Source organism: Methylobacterium sp. C25, from assembly GCF_021352225.1.
GTDB lineage: Bacteria > Pseudomonadota > Alphaproteobacteria > Rhizobiales > Beijerinckiaceae > Methylobacterium.
On record NZ_JAAUVI010000002.1, the window covers coordinates 45,052 to 66,368 of the forward strand.

Here is a 21,317-nt window from a genome sequence, read left to right on the forward strand (position 1 = left end):
CCGCCCCACCAAGCGCCCCACTCGCGAACGGCGCGTTCGAATTTCCGGTCTGACTTTTCGCGCCGCCCTCTCGCTCGCGGGATGCGCGTGATGGGCGCGCTGCGCTACGGCTCCGTCTGTTCCGGCATCGAAGCGGCCACCGTCGCGTGGCACCCGCTCGGCTGGCAGCCACAGTTCTTCTCCGAAATCGAAGCCGCCCCGCGTGCGGTCCTGTCCCATCATTACCCGGGTGTGCCGCTCCATGGCGACTTCACGACGATCCGCGAAGGCGAATACGGCGCAATCGACCTTCTTGTTGGAGGCACCCCCTGCCAGTCGTTTTCGGTCGCGGGCCTCAGAGGCGGACTGGCAGACGACCGCGGCAACCTGGCCCTCCAGTATCTTAGGCTGGCTGAGCGCCTGCGCCCCCGATGGCTGGTCTGGGAGAACGTCCCCGGCGTCCTGTCGTCAAACGGAGGACGGGACTTTGGTGCCATTCTCGGGGGCATGGTCGAACTCGGGTATGGGTTCGCCTACCGAGTGCTTGACGCTCAGTTTGTCCGAGTGGACGGGTTTGGACGGGCTGTCCCTCAACGACGCCGGCGTGTGTTCGTTGTCGGATATCTTGGAGACTGGCGACGTCCCGCAGCGGTACTTCTTGAGCGCGCGAGCCTGCGCGGGGATCCTGCGCCGCGCCGAGAAGCGGGGTCGGGAGCTGCCGTCGGCGCTCTCGCAGGCACTAGCCCAGGTGGCGGCTGGCGCGTAGGCGCGGACGAGGCCGCTGCAGGCCAGCTTGTCGCGCAAACCCTCTTATCTGGCGGCCACGCCAACAATCCGCTGGACGAAACCCTTATCGCAGGAGCGCTAACCTCGGGTGATCGTGGCATCAGTCCCGATCAGGCTGCCGCGGCCATGATCATTCCGATCCTTGAAGTCGGAAAGGGCTCAACGTCCAGGGGGCAAGGCCCGAACGGCTCAGGACTGGGCGCGGCCGGCGACCCCATGTTCACGTTGCAGGCAGGCGCTCAGCACGCAATCGCCTTCGACACGACGCAGATCACCAGCGCCGCGAACCGCTGTAACCCTAAGTCTGGCGACCCTTGCCACCCGCTGGCGGCAGCGGGGCATCCGCCCACCATTGCATTCGACTGCAAGGCCGGTGGCGATACCAGCTTCGCTATCGGTGAGATCCCCGGCTCGCTCCGTGGCGAGGGCCACGGGGGCGGTCACGCCGCAATCCAGCAAGGCTGGGCCGTTCGACGCCTGACGCCCCGCGAGTGCGAGCGCCTTCAGGGCTTCCCCGACGATTACACCGCCATCCCTTGGCGCGGCGGCATCCTCGCCGACGGCCCTCGCTACAAAGCGCTCGGCAACTCTATGGCCGTGAACGCGATGCAGTGGATCGGTCGGCGGATTGAAGCTGTCGAAGCCATCCCTTCAACCGTCGCGAGGGCCGCATGATGACCACCACCGCTCCCCCACCCCTTCCCGCCCGGTCATCAACCAGCGAGGGGGGGGGGGCGTGGCATGAAGATCCGCCGCACTCGATGGAGCGACAACGATCGCTACCTTGGCCCCTTCACCTATGCTCGCGACGGTAGGGGCTACCGGCCGCTTGCTGTCGTCTTGTCTTCGCGAGGCGATGACGACGAGGAAAGCGGACACTGCACGCTCCGCATTAGCGGCTTCGGCCACACGCTGATCGCTATCGTCCCGCCGGTCGTTCGACCGTGGCGGCGCTGGGTCGACCTCTCCAAAAGGCAGTTCTATCGGGCGGACGGCAAGCCGGAACCGAAGCGGCCAGACGCCGGCTATTGGGATGTGCACGCGCGTCGATACGGGTTCTCTTTGGACGGCGCGGGAGACATGGGAGGGAGTGCCTTCCTGCAAGTGTTCCTCGGCCCACAGACACACGACAGCAGCACGACGCGCTCGTGGTCGAAGTTCCTGCCCTGGACCGAATGGCGACATGTCCGGAGAAGCCTCTACGACCTGGAGGGCCGACACTTCTGGAGTGAGGGCGAGTACCAGCCGAGCCGCAAGGCGTCCCGCGACGAACGGCTGGACGGCAGCCGCAGGCGGATGGATGCGGCGCGGGATGCCGAGGCGGCGTGCCCCTCATTCACTTTTGCCTTTGCAGACTTCGACGGCGAGCACCTGACGGCTCGAACACACATCGAAGAACGTGAATGGCGTCTCGGCACCGGCTGTTTTCGATGGCTGTCGCTGTTCCGCAAGCCGCTCATCATCCGCCGGCTTGATATCACTTTTTCCGGCGAGACCGGGCGCCGCAAGGGATCGTGGAAGGGCGGAACGCTCGCGACTAACGGCCCGATCATGGAACCGGGCGAGACGCACGAGGCCACGTTCCGCCGCTACTGCACCGAGAACCGGATGACGTTCATCGGCCTCGCGGCAACCCCGACAACGACGGAGGTCGGACATGGGTGAGCAGAAGCGCCGCGAGGCGGCCATGTCCGACTACGAGCGGGCGATACAGGACCTCACCCGCAAGCCGACCGACGATGGGCATCTCATCGAAGCCGGCTGGGTTGGTCTCCGGCAGATGTGGCTGCCGGCAGACGCGCCCGAGCATCAGGTCGCCGACCTCCGCAAAGCCTTCATGGCCGGCGCCCAGCACACCTGGGGCAGCATCATGAACATGCTCGATCCCGGCGACGATCCGACGACCGCCGACCTTTCGCGCATGGACAAGATCCAGAAGGAGCTGGACGCCTTCGGGGCCGAGATCGCGCGCGACCACTATCCGACGAAGGGGAGTGCGTGATGGGCAAACCAAACCACTGCTGCCCAATGTGCGGCGCTGACAGCCCGCGAAGCTGCGGCCTTGAAGAGGAATGCGGCGGTGCCTGCCCGTGGGTCGAGTCCGGCCAGTACGAGCAAGATTGCGACATGGCGGATGAAGAGGAGGGGGCCGCCCCCTCCCCCGCACAAGCACGGGGGCGGTGAGCGATGGGCTGGTCTCTCGGATACGACCCGAATTGGAAGCGCGATGTTGGCTATGGCGTGCCGGCGATCTGCGATGATCCGACCTGCGACGCGGAGATCGACCGCGGCCTAAGCTACGTCTGCGGCGGCGAGCCATATGGCGGTGAAGACGGCTGCGGCCTGCACTTCTGCGGCAATCACCTCTGGCACAACAAAGAGGGTCAGCAGGTCTGCTGGCGATGCCGCACTGGCCGCAAGCCCTACGAGCCAAAGCCCGATACGCACGAATGGCTCGAATGGAAGCTGACCGATCCGTCCTGGGCCGAGTGGCGCAAGGCCGATCCCGAGGAGGTTCGGAAGATCGAGGCAGCCCTAGAAGCCACCCCGCTCCCCTCCCCCGCGCAGGGAGGGAAGTGAAGATGACGATCCGCTACGAGAAGCACATCACCAGGGACATGCTCCGCGCCGAGCCTGAGACGCTGTTCGTGTTCGGTGACAATCTCGAACGCAAGGGCTTAGGCGGTCAGGCGCGGGAGATGCGCTACGAGCCAAACGCCGTCGGTATCCCGACCAAGCGTGAGCCGGGCAATTGGCCGGGCGCCTTCTTCGACGACACGCCGTGGGACGCCGAGGATTACCTGCGGGCACGGCAGAAGGACGTGGACCGGCTTGAGGCCCATCTGCGCAAGGGCGGCACCGTGGTTCTGCCGGAAGGTGGCCTCGGCACCGGGCTCGCGGATCTTGAGAACCGCTCGCCGAGTGTGTGGAAGTGGCTGCAGGCTGATCTCGCAGCCCTGAAGGCGCTTGGAGAACTCGCCCCGCCCGCGTCCTCGACGGAAGGAGAAGCGGGATGACCTGCGATACCTGCCGCGAACTGCTCGCCGAGGGCTTGGACCTCTGTGTCCGCGCCCGAAAGCGGAAGCACCTGATGCAGGGGTGTTCGTCATGACCCGCGTGCTCGTCACCGGCGGTCGGGACTGCGTGCGGGACTTCATCGCGCGGCTCAAACGGCTGCCATGCACATGCCGCGGTCGAGCGCCGACCGAGCCCTTGCAGAAGGGCTACCGTTTCGTCTGGCGCGATTGGCTCGGCGTGACGATGGGATGGTCCTGCCAGCCTGAGATAGCAGTTGCGTCGGGCTACGAGTGCGAGGCCTGCGGCGCGGTCTACGAGACGACGGGCGGCTACATCCCTCGGCTCGGCAAGCGCGACACGACAGGCTGGCCTCTGACGCTGTCCGGCGAACGGATGCCTCTGGAGCAAGACCGCATCTATCGCGAACGGGAATGGCCCACCCGCCGCGCCAAAGCCGCCGGCATCGAGGTCGTGAAGGTGGAGGGAGGGTCGAACAATGGCTGAGCCGCTGACCACGTGGGAGATGCAGGATCGCCTCATCAAGACGCTCGGCGTGCTTGAGGTTGATCGGCGCGTTCACCGGGTCTGTCGATATCTGCGCCAGGACCGCGAATGCCTACGGTGCCCGATGCGGTTCATCGACCATATCGATGGCGAGGAAGAGGTCTGCCAGCAGGCCTGCTACGGTCTAGCGCTTGAGGCCATCACCTACGCGAACGGTGCGGTTCACCCGCGAGAGAAACGGCCCGACGCAGGAGCGCATCATGGCTGAGACGAGCGAGGTGGCCTCTGATTGGCTGGCCGATGACCTGCGGGAGGTCGCATCCGACTTTGCCGCGATCACTTCGGCCGCTGTCGCCGATCGGATGTACCAACGCCTTAATGCCTTCGATGCCGCGAAGCTGAGAGACAAGCTGGCTCAGCGATACCTTGAATGGACGGGTCGCGATCTCCGGGCTGATCTCGACGCCGCTCTCCCCTCCCCGCCCGATCCCGCATAACCTGCGGCATGCACCGTCGCACTCCACCGTGGCCCATCGTCGTTCTCGCTATGGGAACCTGGACATCCGTTGCCGCCGTTGTCTGGGCGATCGGACGAGGGATGCATTGGTGGTAGCCGAACAAGAGACCGCGAAACCGCTGAAATGGTCTGACTACCACTACTCCGCAGCCGACCTGGAAGAAATGGTCGAACGGGGACTGACCATGCAGGCCGCCGGCATCCGCTCACAGGTCGTCAGCATCGATCTGTATGTGGAGGCATTGAAGGCGCTGGCGAGAGAGAGGAAGCGGTGAGCCGCAAGCCAGCAGACGCCGAGAAGGCTCGCCTGGAGAACCGCGCGTCCGCAAGGCGGCAAACTGGCTTGTCGGCCATCCGAGATGGGGCGTTGATGACGGTGGCCGTCGTTGGTCTTTTGGCGGCACTGTATATGGCGGCTGAACTTCTCGGCTGGGCTTGATGACACTCCGCTGGCGCCACACCTGGCCCGAGAAGGGCGAGGATTTCGTCTTGCTCCGAGAGCGCGACCCAGCAGCCGATCCCGAGCCCGAGCACATCGGGCGCATCCACAGCCACGCGAAGAGCCAATACGCCGAGCGGCGGCGGGGGTGGTCTTGGTCGCTGACCTGCGCCACCAAGTTCGTCGGCATTCCGAAGCCGGCCTTCGCGGCCAGCGGTTTCGAGGGGACGAAGCAGGAGGCGGCCGACGCGCTCAAGGCTGCATGGGCACAGGAAGAGGCTTGGCGTGCCGAGGCGCTGGCGACCGTGGATTTCAGCGGCATGCCGCCGAACGTCGAGCGGTGTCTGCGGCATGGGCAGCCGACGCCGGCGAAGTGGAGCCGTTTGACGGACGGTCAGGGCTGAGCAACATCAGGCCGACAGGAGGCCACGATGCCCGACATGCGAGACATGCTCACGCCGGAGATCCTTGCCGGCATGGAGAAGTGGATGGCCGGAATGGAGCCGCCCCGCACGCTTCCGCAGGCCGTGAACGAAGCCTTGGGCGACTGGCTGACGCAAATGGGCGTGCTGCCGTATGTCGAGCATCCCGAGGGCGAGACAGACCCGGACGCATGACGCGCTTCTATTTCGACCAGAACCGATCCGGGAAACGGACCGAGGACACGGTTGGCATCGAGTTCGCCACGGCCGAGGAAGCCGATCGGCACGCGCTCAGCCTGGTCAAGGCGTTCATACAGGACGTCGAGGTGACAGGCCGCATGACCGGCATGACGGTGAGCGTGCACACCGAGGATTATTCGACCTCTTGGAGTGTCGCTTCCACAGTTCGCCGGATCGGCAGCCTCAAGCCAAACCATGAGAGAGCCGTCCGCCCAGGGACCGAGTCCGGCAAGGTTCAATGGCTGATGGACAGGGGCGAGACCAACGACCGTGTGGTGAACATGGCTGTCGACGCCTACCTCGCAGATCCAACGCGGCGATGGTTTGAGATCTCAAGCGGGTACGACATTGATCTGGCCGCAGCCGTGCAAGCGTTTCGGCCAGCGGCGGATAGCCCCACGAACTGGCTGCTGGTCCGTAGTGCGATCGTGCGGGCGCCGATCAGGCGGCGGTGATCGCCTCCAGCGTATAGGTGAACCAGTAGACAGAGAAACCGAGCGTCGGCTAGCGGGTTAGCCCGGATCATTCGGTCCGAGGCTGCGATGCCACGCTACTATTTCGAGATCCACGATGGCGATTGGAGTGAGCCCGACGAAGAGGGCTCAGATCACCTAACCGACGAGCATGCCGGTCACGAGGCGATCGAAGCTCTGACACACATTGCCAGAGACAATCTGCCGAGCCGAGACGTCCGGGATTTTACGGCCGACGTTCGCGACGAGAGCGGCAACGTCGTCTTTCATGGGACGCTTTCGTTCCGAGGTGAGTGGAAACGGTGAGCGCATGAAAAAGCCCGCTCGGCGAACCGGGCGGGCGAGTGAACCATGTCCTGGGAGGACGACGAACCGTAGCAAGTGCTGAGCCAGACGCAACAAAACCCGCCCGTGAAACGCCAGATGGCCGGGCGAGCTTTGAAGCCGGGATACGGGCTGAACTGAGACGTTCCCGAGCGCGGGAGATGGCCACAAATCAAGCTTGGTTCAAGCTGGTAAAGAAAGCCCGCCGCGGCGAACCGGGCGGGCTAAGGCGTGCGTATCCTGGGAGGATGGGCAACTCTAGCAAACGTCGCGCCAGGCACAACAAAGCCCGCTCCGGCGAGTTCAGCCGGGCGGGCCTTGAAGCCGGGGGCTCACAGGAATGAGACGGCCCAGGTGCGGTGAACCGGCGTCGCAAGGCGCAGTTCAGTCCGGGTCGCCGCGCGCAGTGACGCAGGGCGCTTTCATGATCTGCTCGGGTGTCTCCGCGACATACCGATAGGTCTGCGAATTGAACGACAGGTGCGCCTTGGCTCCGTTGTATTCCGAGCCGCGCCGGCCGGTGACGGGCGCCACCACGGTGATGAGATCGCGGTTCACGTAGACCTTCATCGGGGCTGCCGGCTGCGGCGATCCGCCGAACAATGCCGTGACAATTAAAAAGCAGCGGGCCATATATTTACCGTGAGGTTCGAATGCCAGCATTTATTGACCGAGCGGGCGAACGCTATGGGCGCCTTCTCGTCACGACGTATGTCGGTAGAGTGAATAACAATGCAGTCTGGCGATGCGTTTGCGACTGTGGCGCAGAGGTAGAGGCGTCCCGAGCCAATCTAAAGAACGGCAGCACGAAGTCTTGCGGCTGCCTTCGTCGTGAAGTCGCGACGGTATATGGCGCAAGCGTTGCCAAGCATCGGATGTCAAAGACTAAGGAATACCGCGCGTGGTGTTCAATGCTGACCCGCTGCAACAATCCGCGAGCAGAAAACTATCACCGCTACGGGGGACGAGGCATCGCTGTATGCCATCGCTGGTCCTCGGATTTCGAGGCGTTCTTCGCTGATGTGGGGCCTGCACCGTTCCCGAAATCGCAGCTTGATCGGATCGACAACGCCGGAAATTATGAACCCTCAAACTGTAGATGGACAACGGCTCGAATTAATAGCAACAACCGAACTACTAACATGGATATCTTGCTCAATGGAAAGGCCCGCACCCTTGCTGATGCACTTGATCTAACCGGTAACGTGGTCGGTTATCATACCGCTTACAGTAGAATACATCTACGCAGATGGGATGTTGAGAGAGCTCTCGTCACCCCTCGGCTCCAGATACCGCGATAGCGGCATCAGCCGAACACCCCTGGATAGACGCCAGCCTCGGTGATCCGATCGATGACAAAGCCAGCGACCATTACGATCAGGATTGCGGCAGCCGCCAGCACGCCGTAGCGCACCCACTTGGCGCGCGGGATGCGCTCATCGCCGATCGCCTCGCTCGAGACGAGATGGAAGTACGCGCCAACTGCGCTCAGGTAGAGGCAGTAGGCGATGATCCGGCTGTCGGTCATCCACATCGGCTGGCCGACCCAGCGCCAGACGATTGACCAGACCCGCTGACCATCCGTGCCGGCCCAATGCGTCGTGATGCCGAGGACGAGCCAGTGCACCTTCAGCATCGGCTTGTGGCTGACCACCGTGAGGATCGCATCGACGATGAAGGAGATCACCACGCCAGACGCCAACGCCACCAGGGCCGCGTTCAGGCCGGTGATCATCTCCGGCCCGGTCAGGAAGTAGGCCGCGACGCCAAAGGCTGCGTTCGGCAGCACGAAGAGCTTGAAGATCCGGGGCCAGTTCAGACCCTTGAAGCCATGGAAGCCATTGAGCGCGCTCAGGCGGATACGCGAGCCGAGCGCCGTGGAAGTAAGCGTCATCAAAAATCTCGCGCCAGAAGCTGTTCCAGGGTCTCACCGCGGCTGCGCAACCTGCGCTCGGTGCGCTCACGAAGGCCGGCTTCAATCTCATCCGGGTCTTGGCCGGCGTCGCGCACCAATTCCTCGGACACGTCCCCGGCGCGTTGCTGGGCCTCGACGTTACGGGTGATCGCCGCGTCGAACTCGCTCGGGTCGTGGGTGTGAGGCGTCGGGAAGAACCACGACATGATCCACCTCCACATCAGGAGCGCTCCCGAGGCCGGAGCGTCTCCAGGATTGTCCGGGCGTTCGCCAGCGAATGGCGGATCTCCTGCGTGCCCAGCTCGACCTTCCGATTCAGGTCCTCGTTGGTGTCTCTGACCTCGCCGAAGGCGACCCTGATGCCCTCCATTGCGACGCCGATTTTCTCGGCGGCCGCCGTCGCCGCGTTCTGCGCGGTGATGATTTGCTTCTGGTCCTCGAGCTTCGACGCCTGGAGTGCCTTGATGTCCTGATACAAGGCACGGATCACGAGGACCGCGCCGAGAAACAGCAGAATGAAGATGATGCAGGTCGCGCCAAGGACGCCCTGATTGATGTAGACGTCGGCCGCCCCGGTCGCGGCCTTCGCGGCTTCCGCCGCCTGCGCGTGGGCTTCGTCGATCAGCACGCTACTGCCCCGCCGCCGCGATGATGAGCACGGCCGAGATCATGGCCACGATGAGAGCGAGAACCGGGGCGGCTTCCACGTCAGCCCGGAAAGCTAGGCTGAGGGGTGCCGAAGAACCAGATCACGAAGGCAATGAGCGCCACTGCTGCGACAGGCCCGGCGATGCAGATTAGGATCTCGCGCATGGTCAGCGCTTCGCGATAGCCGCAGCGCCAGCCCGGACTGCTTGGACGACGGGGGCGACCACGAAGAACGAGAGCAGGATCTTGCCCTGCCAGTCGTCGTAGGGAGCCGGCGGCTTCGGCACACCCCAAGCGCCGACCACATGCGAGCCGAACGGCGTCCAGAACGGCAGGCTGTCGAGGTAGATGCCTGCCGCGTGCAGCGCGGGCGGGACGGCGATAAGGTAGACGATCCAAGGGTACGCCGCCTGCGATGCCGCCTTCAGCTTATTGGCTTCGACGGCGGCTTGGAGCGTCGCAAGGTTCTGCTCCTTTTCCGAGGTCACACCGGCAATGACGATGTCCCGGCCGGATGCGTCACGCTGCTTGAAATAGGCCAGCACCGGCTCGGCAATGCCAGAGCCCAGGAGCTTGACGAGGAAGCCACCCAGAAGCGCGAGCATCAGCGGCGATCCTCGAACCGGCGTTCATCCCGATCCAGCACGATCGGCTTCGTGCCGACGGCGCGCAGGAGCAGCGTCAGCACGTTCACGCCGACGATCCAGAGAAGCGCCTGCTGTGGGGTCACCACCGAGCCGATGTTGACCGTCTGGAGGTAGCCGAGGATCAGCAGGACCGTGGAGGCGAGACCGCTGAGCACGTTCAGCAGAGTCGTTTTCCATGCGGTGCGCAGCGCGGCGGCAGGCTTCACCTTCTCGGTGAGCGCGTCGGACGTGACCGAGACAGCCTGGACGGCGGGCTTCGAATCGTCTGCCATCAGACTGCGAGCCCCGCGACGAACGCTCCGGCGATCAGGCCGAGCGCGATGAGGCTTCCGGTCCGCGGATGCACCGCGAGCCACGTCCAGATGTAGCGAAGGCCGGACTTGCCGGCGTTGCTCGCGAGCGTGGTGACGTTCGCTTCTGCGCTCTTCAGGTCCATGTCAGGAGCTCCAGATGTTGGTGAGCTTGGTGGCGAGCCAGTTTCCGAGCCGCGTGCGGACTGGGCTCGTCGGCGAGGCGATCGGAGGCGGCTGGATCTTCTCGATCGCTTCGGCCGTCGGGGTCAGGGGCTCGAGCGGAGACACCGAGACCGGCGGCCTAGGCACGCTCGACGCGGCGGCGTTCGCCTTGTGGCCGGCAGCGATCAGCGCGGCTTTGAAGCTCGCGTAGATGACCGCGATCGAGGCGCCCTCGTTGTCCGGATTGACCATCGCGCGGGCGGCGGTCGGGTTGTCGCGACCCGGCCCGAAATAGTCGGACAACTTCTTGCCCGTGTACCAGCCCTCGGAGAGGCCGGTGTAGAGCATGGCCGCCGCGATGAACGGGTCCAGCATCAGGGTCGGCGTCACCTCGAGGTCTTGCGCCCTGGTGAGGTATCCGAGGTCACGCAGCCGGCCCGTGGCGCGGCGCGCATTGTCTCGGCCGGTCGCCTGGACGTCGCCCATGCCGCGGAAGTCCCAGCCGTCGTTCGGCAGCTTGTTTCCGAGCCGGCCGCCGTAGACCTTGTTAGCGAGGGTCTGCGGATTGCGAACGTAGGGCTGCGCCGATGCCTCGGTCAGGAACCGGCTGGGCCAGACCTGGCGTATGCGAGCGGCCGTTGAGTAGCTCAGGTTCTCCAAGACGGGCCACATCGCGTGCCCGGTCTCGTGCTTCGTGGTCGCCAGGCAGTAGGCCAGTGGCGCGGTCTCCATCGCCGGAGGGCAGGCGTCGAGAAGCGCATTGAGGCCGTCGACCTGCCGTTGCGACAGGCTTCCGCCGAAAGGTGTCTTGCGCACAGCCGCGTAGAAGGCCGCGCGATCCAGGCTCGCAACCATGCGTATTCTCGCTCTTGGAACGGAGTTTGCTCGACGACTTAAGGATTCGAGCTGAGAGGGACTGGGTTGACGGAGGACTTTCAAAGAGAGGTGCTGGCGATCATCCAAGCGGACACGCATTCGGCGCAGTGCCGGAACCTGCCAGATGTCTACACAGCGGTCCGGGACAGCCTCTCCAGCGTCTGTCCTACGCCCCAGCGGATTGAGCTCATCCCCAACCTGAAGGTCCGAGGCTGCATTCGCGTACGGATCTGCGGTCCCGAGCTCGTCGGTGAATTTGAGGTCGGTCTACGGCGCGGAGGCAAATGAGCGCTCGGCCTCACCCGGCCGGCCAGGGTCTCAGGCGAGCGTCAGGTTCGCCGTCTGCACCGGAAACTGGATCGTCATGCCCTGATCGTTCACGCCCATCAGCGTGGTAAGCGGGCTGAACTCGGGATCGCAGAGCATCACGGTGCCGACATCGCCGACCATGAAGGCGCCGGGGATGCCGGTGCGATTCGTGACCCGAACGCGGTCGCCAAGCTTGAACGGAGCCGCCACCTGCCGGCGCTCGAACTCGGCATGGACGTGATCAGCAATCGCCTCGGGTGTGTCGAGCGTGGTCTCTTCGACCTTGGTCTGTCTGAGCGTGAGCATCATACGGCTCCAGGAAGCGGCCACTGGCCGGAAAGATCGCCCTTCGCCACCTGCGCCGCACGCCACAGACTTTCGTCGACGTCGGCGGCGGTGAAGCCGAAGGCGTCTTTGAGCTGCAGGAGCTGCGCGCACAGAACGTTGTTGGCGTATTCGAGCCGTTCCTTGGCGACCTTGCCCAGCATGGCCTGAGCCGGCACGCTGGAGGCGACGAGCGCGTTGACCTTCGCCGTCACGTCGTCGATCCGCCCCCAAAGTGTGAGACCGACGCGCCAATCACTGAGGGTCGGATTGTCTGGCACCGGTTGAGCAGGCGCTTCGAATTCTGCGATTGCGGCGGACCCGGCCTCGACCATCTCCATCAGCGCGTCGTAGGCCGGCAGCCCTTCTGACGGCGCCGCGAAGCTGATCTGTGCCGGCCCGGCGCTGTTTCCGAGCTGATCCCCTTCCGCGAGATCGACGATGATGGCGGTGTGGCCCGGGTCGGCAAAACGTGCGTTGATCATGGTCACATCCTCGAATCCAGGCCGACGGCACCGCCGCCCGCGAAGCTGCCCACGAGACCGGCCGTCTGTGCTGGGGTGGCCAAAGTGATCTGAGCCGCCGTAGTGCTGGCGAAGCCGACCGTTGCGCCGGTCACGTTCACGACGGCAGAGCCCGGCCGCTGGATTGCGCCGGAACCGCTGATCAGGGACGCGGCTGGCGGCACGCGCATCGGTTCGGTCGAGAAATCGGCCGTGGCGGCGAACTTCGTGCCGTCGCTCTCCCACCAGTTGCCGGAGCAGGCCGGCAGGAAACGCCAGTACCGCCGGCATCTGCGAGCATCGTCATCCTGGCTCGCGAGTTCGAAGGGCGGCGCTACGCTGCCCTCATACACACCGACATCGAAGAACTCACAGACGTTCGAGGTGCTGGCGAGGAAGTTGCTCTGCCCAGCAGAGCTCACACCGCCGCCCGTTGCCCAAGCCTCGCCCGCCGTCTGCAGACCGGAGCCGGCAGCGAGCACGAGCGTGAGAACGAGGCCGACGGTATTATCTCGCGCCCAGGTCCCAGCGACGTCACCCGGTATAGGCACCGTGATGATCTGATCCGTGTTGGCTTGGGGCCCGGTGATCGTGAACAGCTTCGCGAAGCAACGGCTGAATGCGCCGTTCCTGGCCGCCACGGCATAGGTGCCGGCAGGAAGCCGCACGCCCTTGCGCACCACGAAAGCGCGCGCATCCGTCGATCCGAGCTTGAGGTCCGCCACCTCGATGCCCTCGATCGGGATGGACAGCGTGCAGTAGTCATTGCTCCCAAGGCTGCCGGCCGCCGTGGTGACAGTCACGCGAACACGATTTGGAGAACCTGCCGGCGAGTTGCTGGCGATCTGCTGAGCGCTAATCCGGCCAGAAGAGCTCAGCTCTGCCTTGACCCCATCAACGACATACAGGCCGCCCCCTACAGGCGAGACCGTACTGACGCCGTTGGCCAGACTGATCCGCATCCCGGCATTGCCGAAGCGATTGCGCTTGCGCGTGTAGAGGGCATCGGTCCCCAACAGGCCGAGCATCGCGGGATAGTTCGCCGCCGCAAGGAGAGAGCGCCCGGCAGAGGAAGCGTCCGAGATGTCGGCCAACGCGATCGCGGCGGTCTTCAGCGACGTGCCGTCTGCGCGCGCATAGCTGCGCACGTGCCAGTTGCCGGATGAGTCCTGCGTGGCGTGGCAAGTGTCGCCGGCCTGTGTCGTGATGTTGGTGGCGCCCGGCAGCTTCAGCGACGTGGCGTTGTGCGTCAGCACGAGGCCGGCATCCTGGAAAGTGAGCAGCCGTTCGAGGTGCTTGCCAGGACCAAATGACGTGATCGTCACCGTGCCGGTGATCGTGACCTTCTTCTTACGGGCGGAGCTGAGATCGGTGAGCGACGCGGCTACCATCGTGACGGAGTCCGCGAGCGCATCCACACCACCAGTCGCCGTGTCGACGTAGATGGCATCGGTCAGGATCGTGCCATCTGCCGACGTGCGCAGCGTGATTGCTTCGGTCGTCGTCGTGGTGCCGCCGGTCGGTGTGTAGGTGACCGTCCGCTGCTCCATCCGGCCGAACAACACCCCGCCGACCGCGAAGGCGAGATAGGACACGCTGCTGGTGAGCTTCTTATCGAGCCAGAGCTGACGGTTGCCGCCGGCGAGGTTGGTATTGATGCCGCCGAAGGTCCGAAGGGCGTTCAGAACCTGATAATCGGCCTCGAGCTGCAGCACGGCCGCAGCGCCGACATAGGCGATCGTGTCGATGAGGAAGGCGGCGTTGGTGTAAGGCGCATCGACGGAGCCGATGAGCACGATGGTGCCGCCGCTGTTGCCCGTCGGAGTCACGGCAGCGATGATCAGGCCATCGCCTTTCACCCGGTCGCGCGCACCGAGGTAGAGCACCATCCCGGGCTGGACCTGGTTGAGGTCCATCCCCGAGATCGCAACGCTGTTGGTATTTTGCGCGACCGTCGCCGTAGCGGTGGCCGAGGTGAGAAAAGCCATGCGAGAGCGTCCTCAGGATGAGGGAGTGCAGATAAAAAAAGGTGAGTTGAGGCCGAAGCCGAGTATCAGCGTTTGGTTAGCTGATAGTCGAGCTGACCACCGATGATTTGGGCCACGTCGTTAGAGAACTGGCCCTGCCAAGCATAGACGAGTTCCAGCTTGTGCGTTCCCGGCGGGAGCTTGCGAAATACAGTAACCGTTCCCTCGCGATCCTGCGTGGTCGGGTTTGTAAAGCCATTGACGCCGTTGACAATAAACGGAGCACCGCCTGTGATGTTGTTTCCATTCAGAAACAGATAAAGCGAGAACGTTGCGGAAGTTAAGCGATTTTGATTTGTGATAGAATTTGCAGTAACGCGAGTTAGAGCATCAACACCGACAAGAAGACCAGCATTGGCGTCAACTGAGAGCGAGACAGACTGCGCGGTGCCAAAGCGTGTCGTAGAAGTTTGCCCGCTATCGACGGTGCCTATGGCTAGGGCGATAGAGTCGAAGGTGCTCACCGCGCCCGGCAGGATCGCGCTCTGCGTCACCCGTAGGCTCGGCACCGTCAGCGTCGTGCCATCGAAAGTGAAGGGATAGGTCAGGCCGCCATTTGCGGTAAGCGCGAACAGGTTTGCGTCGACCACAAACCGCGACGTGCCATCCGGCATCAGATCGAGATACCAGCCCGCGTTGCGCTGGACGCCATAGGTTTCGGTCGAGGCGACAGCGGCGAGGCGAACCGACACCCCGGACGGTGCCGAAACGGCGCTCATCCCAAAGCGCCCCGCAGCCGTGCCCGCCGAACTCTGCGCAAACAGCGTCGTGATGCTGGAGGCGTTGGCCGCATCACCAGAGGCGCGGGCCTGCGCTTCGTTCGAAACTCCAGCTTCTACGCCACCAACCCGCGAGAGCAGAGCGTCGTAATTCGAGGTCAGAACACCGTCCGCAGAGATCCGTGCCTGTGTCTCCGACGCGACCGAACCCTCGGCACTCCCCAGTCGAACGAGGTAGGCATCAAGCCGCTGCGCGAGCGCGCTTTCGCCTGTCGCAACGGTTTGGGTCAGCTGGCTGATGGTCGCCGTCGTCGACGCGAACTGAGCATCGTAGAGCGCCTGTGTTTGGACGAGCGCCTGCGTCGCATCGGCAACTGCCTTGGTGACCGAGACGAACTGCGCGGCGGCCTGATCCTGGAAGCTGAAGAGCTTCGTTTGGACCTGAGCCGTCGCCCGACCCGCATCATCGAAGCCCGCGGACAGGTTGGACTCGGCCCGAGCGAAGCTCTGCGACAAGGCGCCGAGCTGCTCGCCAAGCAAGCCCAGAAAGCCGGTGAGCGTCTTTGGAAGCAGGGCCTGATCGAGCGAGGCCGAGTTGGTCGATTGGACCGCCTGCGAGATAGTGCCCAACGCGGCGTTGAGCGATTGCTGCACTTGGCTGATCTGCAGGCCTTGAGCGCTCACGGTCGCCTGCTCGGCCTTGCTGGCAATGGAAGCGGCCTGCGCGTCGAGCCGCGTTTCCGCCGATCCCAGACGGGAAATCAGCGGGTTGAACTGCGCGCTCGTCACGAGGCTGGAGATCGTGCCCTGGAGCGCGTTCAGTGTCTGCGAAACCGTGGTGATTTGCGAGATCAGCCCGGAGAGGTCGCCGGTCTGCACCGAGCCATAGAGCTCGACTTGGTGCTTGAGCGCATCGACATTCACCGAAAGGCTCGTGACCTGCGTTCCGACCTCACTCTGCAGCGCCTCGATCGCGTAGAACCGGGCACGGCCCTCGGCAGGGATGACCTCAAGGCCAGCTGAGGCCAGAGAGCCCTGCAGATCGGCAAGCGCCTGCTGGTTCCGATCCGCCGAGGTGAGCAGAAGCTCCAGATCGCCGCGAAGGTCACCGATGATGGTGTCGACGTAACCCTGGCGCACGGATGGATCGAGTGCGAGGGCCTTACGGAGATTGTCGAGACCTTCGACGACAGGGGTGATCTTGTCGAGCTGGCCTTGAACGATGTCGTCGAGATCGTCGTAGGCGATCGGCGCCAGCGCCACGTTCAAGGCCGACGCCGGCAGGTCGACCGGCGTGTAGACGAAGACGCCCGGCAGTCCCGTCGCGCCGAAAGCACGAGCCCGCAGAACCAGCGTCGTCGGGTCGACCGGGTTCAATTCGATCGAGCCCGTCATGTCGGCGTCGCTGCGCGCGTCGAAGTGGCTGCCGTTGTCGTAGGACAGCCCAACCTCGAACGAGCGTGCGCCGCGTCCCGGCTGGATCGCATAGGTCAGCCGGAAGCCGGCCGCGATCGGCACGATGTTGGCCGTCAGGCTGAGGATCGACGGGCTCTCGGACTCCAGGATGCCGCCGTAGCCGGGAGGAGGATTGCCGGTGGCAGCGCCGATCGCTGCCCAGACACGAGGATCGTCGATCAGCGCCTCGATGTTCGCCTTGTAGGCGCCGTCCATCTTGGCCGATTGGATCAGGTAGTTTTCCTGAAGATCCACGAGCGCGCCGACCACGATGGTGGTCATGTCGCGCCGACCGTCCGAGAGTACCTTCGCGAGCGTCAGCCCGGTCTGGGCCTCGATCGACTGACGGTCGGACGCGCCAAGCACGATGTCGCGCGCGGACGCACCCTGCGAGACGGCCAGCGGCCCCCATTCCCGGCCGGCTCGATCGCGCAATGTCGCCATCTCGCCGGCAGCCAGCACGACGTCGCAATCGAGGTGCAGGGTGTCGCCGTCGTTGTCGACGACGCCGGCCGCCTTGCGCACGTCGATGAACCACGGGTCGACCGAGATGGAGTCGCCGCGCTTGTAGATGCGCCCTTCCATCTCGACGCCGAAGGGCGCGGCCTGCCGCCGGAAGGCACCGGATGAGGCCCGCCAGCGGGTAAGGTGCTGAGCGTGCGCGTAGCTCTTTACGCCCGTCCAGCGCTGCCGCGTCGGCGTCAGCGAGGCCTCGCCGTAGATCGCCAACGTCTGGTTCGGAACGCGGTAGTCGCCGTCCTGATCGAACTCCCCAATGACGTGGCCGGCGCCCGACTCTGTGTCGAGGTCGAAGGTGATCTGAGATGAGCCCTTGAGCATCTGCCGCCGGGTGATGACGTGACGGCGCACCGACTTCGGCTCGTCGCGCACGAGGCTCCAGAACCGGCCGAGATGGACAGGCTCGGCGCGCATGGCCAGGAGCACGCTCGCCGCCGCCTCGTAGACCGAGACGGGTCCACGGATCGTCGCGTCGAAGGTGTCGAACTCGCTGAGTGCGCCCGCGTAGTAAAGCGCCGTTCCGAGGTCGAGCTGATTGTCCGAGATCGCGCCGCCGTAATCCTGGTTGCGCATGATATCGAGGAAGGCCCAGACCGCCTTCGAGGTCTCTTGCTCGACCCACTGCGAGCCGGTCCACACGGGGATGATCGCCGCAGCGTCGATCTCGATCTCACCGAAGGCGGACGCTTGGTTGCCCTTCGTGGCGTACATGCGCAGCGCCATTTCGGTGACGCCCGGCCGGATCGCCACGTCGTTCACCCAACCCGAGGCGCCGTCCCACTGCGCGGCGTTGATGTTGGCCGCCCCCGCACCGGTTGACGCCGTCGTGTCGGCAAGGCGGTTCCGGCCACGCACGGCATACCGACCGGCCGGCACGTCGAGGAATTTGGTGTAGCGCAGCGGATGCGTGGCGAAGCGGAAGCCCTCGGTGGCGTCACTGCCGCTGTAGAGCGTCTGCCAAGGGCCGGTGATCGTCCCGCCAGCGTCGATCGGCGCATACTCGAACAGCACCGACCACGCGCCCACCTGGTTGGAGAGCACCACCTTCGATTTGGTGGTGATCGTGCTCGAGATGCCCTGTGGGAACTGGAAGTCGACCTGAAGGCGGTTGATGAGCGCGCCCGTCTGATTGATCAGGAAGGGGCCGGCGATGGTCGGATTGTCTTCCGGCCGGGGAAGCTGGCCGCCGACGCCCGCCGCCGAAATGACGTTGCTCGGGACCAGCGTCGACGGCGTGCCGTACAGGAACTCGATTGCGTTGCGAGCATCGTCGAAGGGCGGGAGGAACCCCGAGCCTTCCTTCCACATCACCTGCTTGCCGGCGCGGACCTGGTAGATGTGATACTTGCCGAGCCCATTCGTGTGGCGCTTGAGCAGGATCTGATCATCACCGTCGTACTGCGAGAAGTCCGGCTGCGAGAGGTCCGGCTTCATCCACGACCGGCCGTAGCCGCGCGGGATGCGGTCGCCGGGCTTCGGCAGATTGCCGCCGCCGGAAACGCCATAGATCTGCGTCGTGTCGGTCGGGGTCTTGTTCGCCTTGGCGCGGGACGCCAGGGAGAGCAGCGCGGTCCCGCCGATGACAAGGCCGGCTTGTAGGGCGAAGGTCGCCGTCGAGCCGAACACCAGGGACGGCAGCAGCGCGCCCGCGATCGGGCCAGCGAAGGCGGCGAGCGCGAGCCCGGCAATACCGAGAGCGATGGAAAGCGGCGACTTCCGGCGCGAGCCGGCTGATCCGCCACCGATGCCACCGCGCGGCAGGTAGACCACGACGACAACCGCGTCGGCCGGCAGGTAGCGTCGCGGCCAGGGCTTCACGTCTCCGGCCTTGTTTCGGCCGCGCGTAACCCACGCCTCGTCGATCGGCTGCAACGGGTCACGCGCCCGCTGGATAGCGATCATATGCGGGCGCGACTTGTCGACGTGCCGACCGACCACCTGCGAGAGGCGACGGCGGCGCGGGTCGAGCGTCCGCGGCGGCGCAAGAGACTTGCCCGCTGCATTGAGCGTCAGGAGGTGCATGATCAGCGCGGGACGTAGAACTCTGTGCGCCAGTTGCGCAGGTTGAGGCTCGCCGGATCGTCGAAGGTCACGCCCGCCTCCTCATCAGCATGCAGAACGCCGCCGCCGTCGAGGTCGAGGTAGACGCCGGCATGGATCGCTCGGGCGTGGCTGCCGGGCCGGTGCATCAGGACGATGGCTCCGTGGACCGGCGCCGGCACCTGCTGCCAGCGAGCACGCTCCTGATGGCCATGGAACGCCCTCACGAGTTCGCGGGCATTCGGCTTGTCATCGATGTCGACGGTCGGCAGGCCGCGCCCGAAGAGATCGCGCTGCACATCCTGGACGAGGCACCAGCAATGCTGACCGACCGACCAGGGGCGCCCTTGGATCGCCGAGACATAGGCCGCCGGATCCAGCATCAGCCAGCAGTCGTGAGGTTCGGAACGTGCATAGTCGCCCCGTCAAAACGGAACGGATACGTCATGCCGCTGTCGGCGCGGATCTCAAAGGCGCTCGCATCTACGATGACACGACTGGTCCCATCAGGCATGAGATCCAACGTGAAACTGGCTTGATCGTTGGGAGCGCCAAACGAGCCTGTGATGCGCTCGGGATCACAAATCACAGCCACAGCTACAAGCGCGGCAACCGGCGCAATGCCAAGCCACCGCATGAAGAAGCGTCGGTTCATGGGATCTCTCACGATGTGAAGAATGCGGTGTGGCCTGACCGCACTCGACTCTCGGTTGCGCGGCTGTTTTCAGTGACGCCATGGAGAGCGTCATGAGATTGCTGTTATTTGCCGCGGCTATGCTGCTGAGTGGCGCAGCGCCACAAGCACAGGTGCTGGATCAGTTTCAGGCAGCCAAGCCAGTTGACCCGGCAAATGTGATAAATCTTCCGATCTATAATGGAACGCAACCTGCGCTTAACGGATATGTTCAGACGTACGTCGTGCCAACAAGTGGGGTGACATTCGTCGGCGATGGTATTGGTAACCGGCAGTACATTAGCATTGATCAATTCGCTTCAGCGCAGCAGCTGCGGGACCAGCAGGCACGCCAGGATCAATTCGCTTTCTTCATGCGCAGAGACTTTGATCGACTGAGCCAAGGCATTGCCCTCGCTTCCGCGCTGACCGTCATGCCGCCCAACCCAGGCGATCGGTTCGCTGTCACCGTATCGGGCGCCGGCTTTGACGGCCGAGGCGCAGGCTCGATCAGTGGTACTTATCGAGTGCGCGAGGACATTCTGGTATTCGGCGGCTACGCGCGCAGCGAGACGCAGAACCTTGTGAAGGGCGGAGCGACGTTCTCGTTCCGCTGATCAGGAATTCCACAGACCCGGATAGGTCTCGATATCGTAGGTCCGGCGCGGGAAGGCCTGTGTCGCGATCTCCTTGAACGAAAGCTCGCCCTGCGCCGACGTGGCCGAGAGGCTGACCTTCTTCAGTTCGAGACCTTCGATCAGGTCTACCGGGGTCGCGAGGTCGTCGCCGAGATAGGCACGGTACGTGACCTTGATGGAGCCGGCACCGACTGCATCCTTCAGTACAGGGAAGAGCTTGTAGGACACGCCGTCGATCGAGAGTTGGGCCGGGGTCGGACCGCTATCCTCGAAGCCCGGCGGCGTAAGGTCGAAAGCGCAGGCGATGGCCGTGACCGACGTTCCGTTCTCCAGCGTGATCGTTACGTCCTCTTCGACGGCGGCCATGAAGTAGAGCGGCGCATCAAAGGACGGGTGATCGAGTTCCACGACATGGCGGACGACCTGATCGACCGGCCCGGAGGCATAGGCCTCGTCGCGGGATTGCTCGGCGGCTGTCGGCACACGCTCACCAGTCCAGGACGTTGAGGGTGAAAGTCACGATCATCCGATCAGGGCCATCAGGCTTCGCCTGCCAAGTGCCCTTCTCGATGTAGACGATCTTCTGTGGCCAGGGGTCGGGCGTGTTTGGCCGTCCGACCGGCATCTTGAATCGGGCCGTGCCCTGAACGAGCGTCACGACCACGAAGGTGTCGAGCGTGTCGAACTCTGCGTTCGGCATGCTGATCTGGTAGGCCAGCTTCGACCAGATCGCGATCGAGGTGGCCCGCATTCTCTCCGGCCCGTCCTCCATCTCGGTCGCTGCCGGAGGCGCAAACCGCTGCGGGACGTTGTAGGGATCGCGCAGCGGCCGGTAGCGGACGCCGGCGGGCCAGATGGACAAAGCCA

At 64.5% G+C, this 21,317-nt stretch carries 30 protein-coding genes; 14 read left to right on the forward strand and 16 right to left on the reverse strand.

Features of this window, described 5'->3' with window-relative positions; all coding sequences use genetic code 11:
* Positions 1–90: 90 nt before the first annotated feature.
* The 13 genes from HCU64_RS06335 to HCU64_RS25575 all read left to right on the forward strand — a co-directional run bounded on the left by HCU64_RS06335 (position 91) and on the right by HCU64_RS25575 (position 6,684).
* Entirely contained in the window at positions 91–1,440 is a 1,350-nt protein-coding gene (locus HCU64_RS06335; RefSeq protein ID WP_233382994.1) for a DNA cytosine methyltransferase, read from the forward strand.
* Between the two features lie 66 nt (positions 1,441–1,506).
* Positions 1,507–2,430 (forward strand): hypothetical protein, encoded by a 924-nt coding sequence (locus HCU64_RS06340; protein ID WP_233382995.1) that lies wholly within the window; start codon positions 1,507–1,509, stop codon positions 2,428–2,430.
* Positions 2,423–2,767, forward strand: a complete 345-nt coding sequence (locus HCU64_RS06345) for a hypothetical protein (RefSeq protein WP_233382996.1) — start codon at positions 2,423–2,425, stop codon at positions 2,765–2,767. The genes HCU64_RS06340 and HCU64_RS06345 overlap by 8 nt, the downstream gene beginning before the upstream one ends.
* 185 nt (positions 2,768–2,952) lie before the next feature.
* A complete protein-coding gene (locus HCU64_RS06350; RefSeq protein WP_233382997.1) occupies positions 2,953–3,345 on the forward strand; it encodes a hypothetical protein in 393 nt (130 codons plus the stop codon).
* Positions 3,346–3,347: 2 nt separating this feature from the next.
* Complete coding sequence (locus tag HCU64_RS06355) at positions 3,348–3,782, forward strand: DUF7831 domain-containing protein (RefSeq protein WP_233382998.1); 435 nt, start codon at positions 3,348–3,350, stop codon at positions 3,780–3,782.
* Positions 3,783–3,873: 91 nt separating this feature from the next.
* Positions 3,874–4,287 (forward strand): hypothetical protein, encoded by a 414-nt coding sequence (locus HCU64_RS06360; RefSeq protein WP_233382999.1) that lies wholly within the window; start codon positions 3,874–3,876, stop codon positions 4,285–4,287.
* The gene (locus HCU64_RS06365; protein ID WP_233383000.1) at positions 4,280–4,555 is read left to right on the forward strand and encodes a hypothetical protein; all 276 of its coding nucleotides are present in this window, start codon (positions 4,280–4,282) and stop codon (positions 4,553–4,555) included. Before HCU64_RS06360 ends, HCU64_RS06365 begins: the two co-directional genes overlap by 8 nt.
* Positions 4,548–4,784 carry a hypothetical protein gene (locus HCU64_RS06370; RefSeq protein WP_233383001.1) on the forward strand — a complete coding sequence of 79 codons (237 nt, stop codon included), beginning with the start codon at positions 4,548–4,550 and terminating at the stop codon, positions 4,782–4,784. Before HCU64_RS06365 ends, HCU64_RS06370 begins: the two co-directional genes overlap by 8 nt.
* Before the next feature lie 109 nt (positions 4,785–4,893).
* Complete coding sequence (locus HCU64_RS06375; RefSeq protein WP_233383002.1) at positions 4,894–5,079, forward strand: hypothetical protein; 186 nt, start codon at positions 4,894–4,896, stop codon at positions 5,077–5,079.
* Positions 5,080–5,242: 163 nt separating this feature from the next.
* Positions 5,243–5,647, forward strand: a complete 405-nt coding sequence (locus HCU64_RS06380) for a hypothetical protein (RefSeq protein WP_233383003.1) — start codon at positions 5,243–5,245, stop codon at positions 5,645–5,647.
* A 27-nt stretch (positions 5,648–5,674) separates the two neighbouring features.
* Complete coding sequence (locus HCU64_RS06385) at positions 5,675–5,860, forward strand: hypothetical protein (protein ID WP_233383004.1); 186 nt, start codon at positions 5,675–5,677, stop codon at positions 5,858–5,860.
* Positions 5,857–6,360 carry a DUF6894 family protein gene (locus HCU64_RS06390; RefSeq protein ID WP_233383005.1) on the forward strand — a complete coding sequence of 168 codons (504 nt, stop codon included), beginning with the start codon at positions 5,857–5,859 and terminating at the stop codon, positions 6,358–6,360. Before HCU64_RS06385 ends, HCU64_RS06390 begins: the two co-directional genes overlap by 4 nt.
* 87 nt (positions 6,361–6,447) lie before the next feature.
* The gene (locus HCU64_RS25575) at positions 6,448–6,684 is read left to right on the forward strand and encodes a DUF6894 family protein (RefSeq protein WP_442785919.1); all 237 of its coding nucleotides are present in this window, start codon (positions 6,448–6,450) and stop codon (positions 6,682–6,684) included.
* Positions 6,685–7,086: 402 nt separating this feature from the next.
* Here HCU64_RS25575 and HCU64_RS06395 read toward each other — a convergent pair whose 3' ends face one another.
* The 14 genes from HCU64_RS06395 to HCU64_RS06460 all read right to left on the reverse strand — a co-directional run bounded on the left by HCU64_RS06395 (position 7,087) and on the right by HCU64_RS06460 (position 19,794).
* Entirely contained in the window at positions 7,087–7,365 is a 279-nt protein-coding gene (locus HCU64_RS06395) for a hypothetical protein (protein ID WP_233383006.1), read from the reverse strand.
* 643 nt (positions 7,366–8,008) lie between these two features.
* Positions 8,009–8,596: a hypothetical protein gene (locus tag HCU64_RS06400; protein WP_233383007.1), complete on the reverse strand. Its 588-nt coding sequence runs from the start codon at positions 8,594–8,596 to the stop codon at positions 8,009–8,011.
* The gene (locus tag HCU64_RS06405) at positions 8,596–8,823 is read right to left on the reverse strand and encodes a hypothetical protein (protein ID WP_233383008.1); all 228 of its coding nucleotides are present in this window, start codon (positions 8,821–8,823) and stop codon (positions 8,596–8,598) included. The genes HCU64_RS06400 and HCU64_RS06405 overlap by 1 nt, the downstream gene beginning before the upstream one ends.
* 14 nt (positions 8,824–8,837) lie before the next feature.
* Positions 8,838–9,245 (reverse strand): hypothetical protein, encoded by a 408-nt coding sequence (locus HCU64_RS06410; protein ID WP_233383009.1) that lies wholly within the window; start codon positions 9,243–9,245, stop codon positions 8,838–8,840.
* A 187-nt stretch (positions 9,246–9,432) separates the two neighbouring features.
* The gene (locus HCU64_RS06415; RefSeq protein WP_233383010.1) at positions 9,433–9,870 is read right to left on the reverse strand and encodes a hypothetical protein; all 438 of its coding nucleotides are present in this window, start codon (positions 9,868–9,870) and stop codon (positions 9,433–9,435) included.
* Positions 9,870–10,184: a hypothetical protein gene (locus HCU64_RS06420; protein WP_233383011.1), complete on the reverse strand. Its 315-nt coding sequence runs from the start codon at positions 10,182–10,184 to the stop codon at positions 9,870–9,872. The genes HCU64_RS06415 and HCU64_RS06420 overlap by 1 nt, the downstream gene beginning before the upstream one ends.
* Entirely contained in the window at positions 10,184–10,348 is a 165-nt protein-coding gene (locus HCU64_RS06425) for a hypothetical protein (protein ID WP_233383012.1), read from the reverse strand. The genes HCU64_RS06420 and HCU64_RS06425 overlap by 1 nt, the downstream gene beginning before the upstream one ends.
* 1 nt (position 10,349) lies before the next feature.
* Positions 10,350–11,222 (reverse strand): hypothetical protein, encoded by an 873-nt coding sequence (locus HCU64_RS06430; protein ID WP_233383013.1) that lies wholly within the window; start codon positions 11,220–11,222, stop codon positions 10,350–10,352.
* 339 nt (positions 11,223–11,561) lie between these two features.
* On the reverse strand, positions 11,562–11,861 hold the full coding sequence (locus tag HCU64_RS06435; RefSeq protein ID WP_233383014.1) for a hypothetical protein: 300 nt from the start codon (positions 11,859–11,861) through the stop codon (positions 11,562–11,564).
* Entirely contained in the window at positions 11,858–12,361 is a 504-nt protein-coding gene (locus HCU64_RS06440; protein WP_233383015.1) for a hypothetical protein, read from the reverse strand. Before HCU64_RS06440 ends, HCU64_RS06435 begins: the two co-directional genes overlap by 4 nt.
* A gap of 2 nt (positions 12,362–12,363) precedes the next feature.
* Positions 12,364–14,367, reverse strand: a complete 2,004-nt coding sequence (locus HCU64_RS06445; protein WP_233383016.1) for a hypothetical protein — start codon at positions 14,365–14,367, stop codon at positions 12,364–12,366.
* A gap of 65 nt (positions 14,368–14,432) precedes the next feature.
* Complete coding sequence (locus HCU64_RS06450; protein ID WP_233383017.1) at positions 14,433–19,121, reverse strand: host specificity factor TipJ family phage tail protein; 4,689 nt, start codon at positions 19,119–19,121, stop codon at positions 14,433–14,435.
* Positions 19,122–19,123: 2 nt separating this feature from the next.
* A complete protein-coding gene (locus tag HCU64_RS06455; protein WP_233383018.1) occupies positions 19,124–19,522 on the reverse strand; it encodes a glycoside hydrolase in 399 nt (132 codons plus the stop codon).
* Positions 19,522–19,794, reverse strand: coding sequence for a hypothetical protein (locus tag HCU64_RS06460; protein WP_233383019.1), 273 nt, complete (start codon positions 19,792–19,794; stop codon positions 19,522–19,524). Before HCU64_RS06460 ends, HCU64_RS06455 begins: the two co-directional genes overlap by 1 nt.
* Positions 19,795–19,886: 92 nt before the next feature.
* On the opposite strand from HCU64_RS06460, the gene HCU64_RS06465 reads away from it, so the two are divergent.
* Entirely contained in the window at positions 19,887–20,429 is a 543-nt protein-coding gene (locus HCU64_RS06465; RefSeq protein ID WP_233383020.1) for a hypothetical protein, read from the forward strand.
* Here the strand turns inward: HCU64_RS06465 and HCU64_RS06470 are convergent, their stop codons facing one another.
* Together HCU64_RS06470 and HCU64_RS06475 are read right to left on the reverse strand one after the other, a co-directional pair.
* On the reverse strand, positions 20,430–20,933 hold the full coding sequence (locus HCU64_RS06470; protein ID WP_233383021.1) for a DUF1833 family protein: 504 nt from the start codon (positions 20,931–20,933) through the stop codon (positions 20,430–20,432).
* A 4-nt stretch (positions 20,934–20,937) separates the two neighbouring features.
* On the reverse strand, positions 20,938–21,312 hold the full coding sequence (locus HCU64_RS06475) for a hypothetical protein (protein ID WP_233383022.1): 375 nt from the start codon (positions 21,310–21,312) through the stop codon (positions 20,938–20,940).
* Between the last annotated feature and the right edge of the window lie 5 nt (positions 21,313–21,317).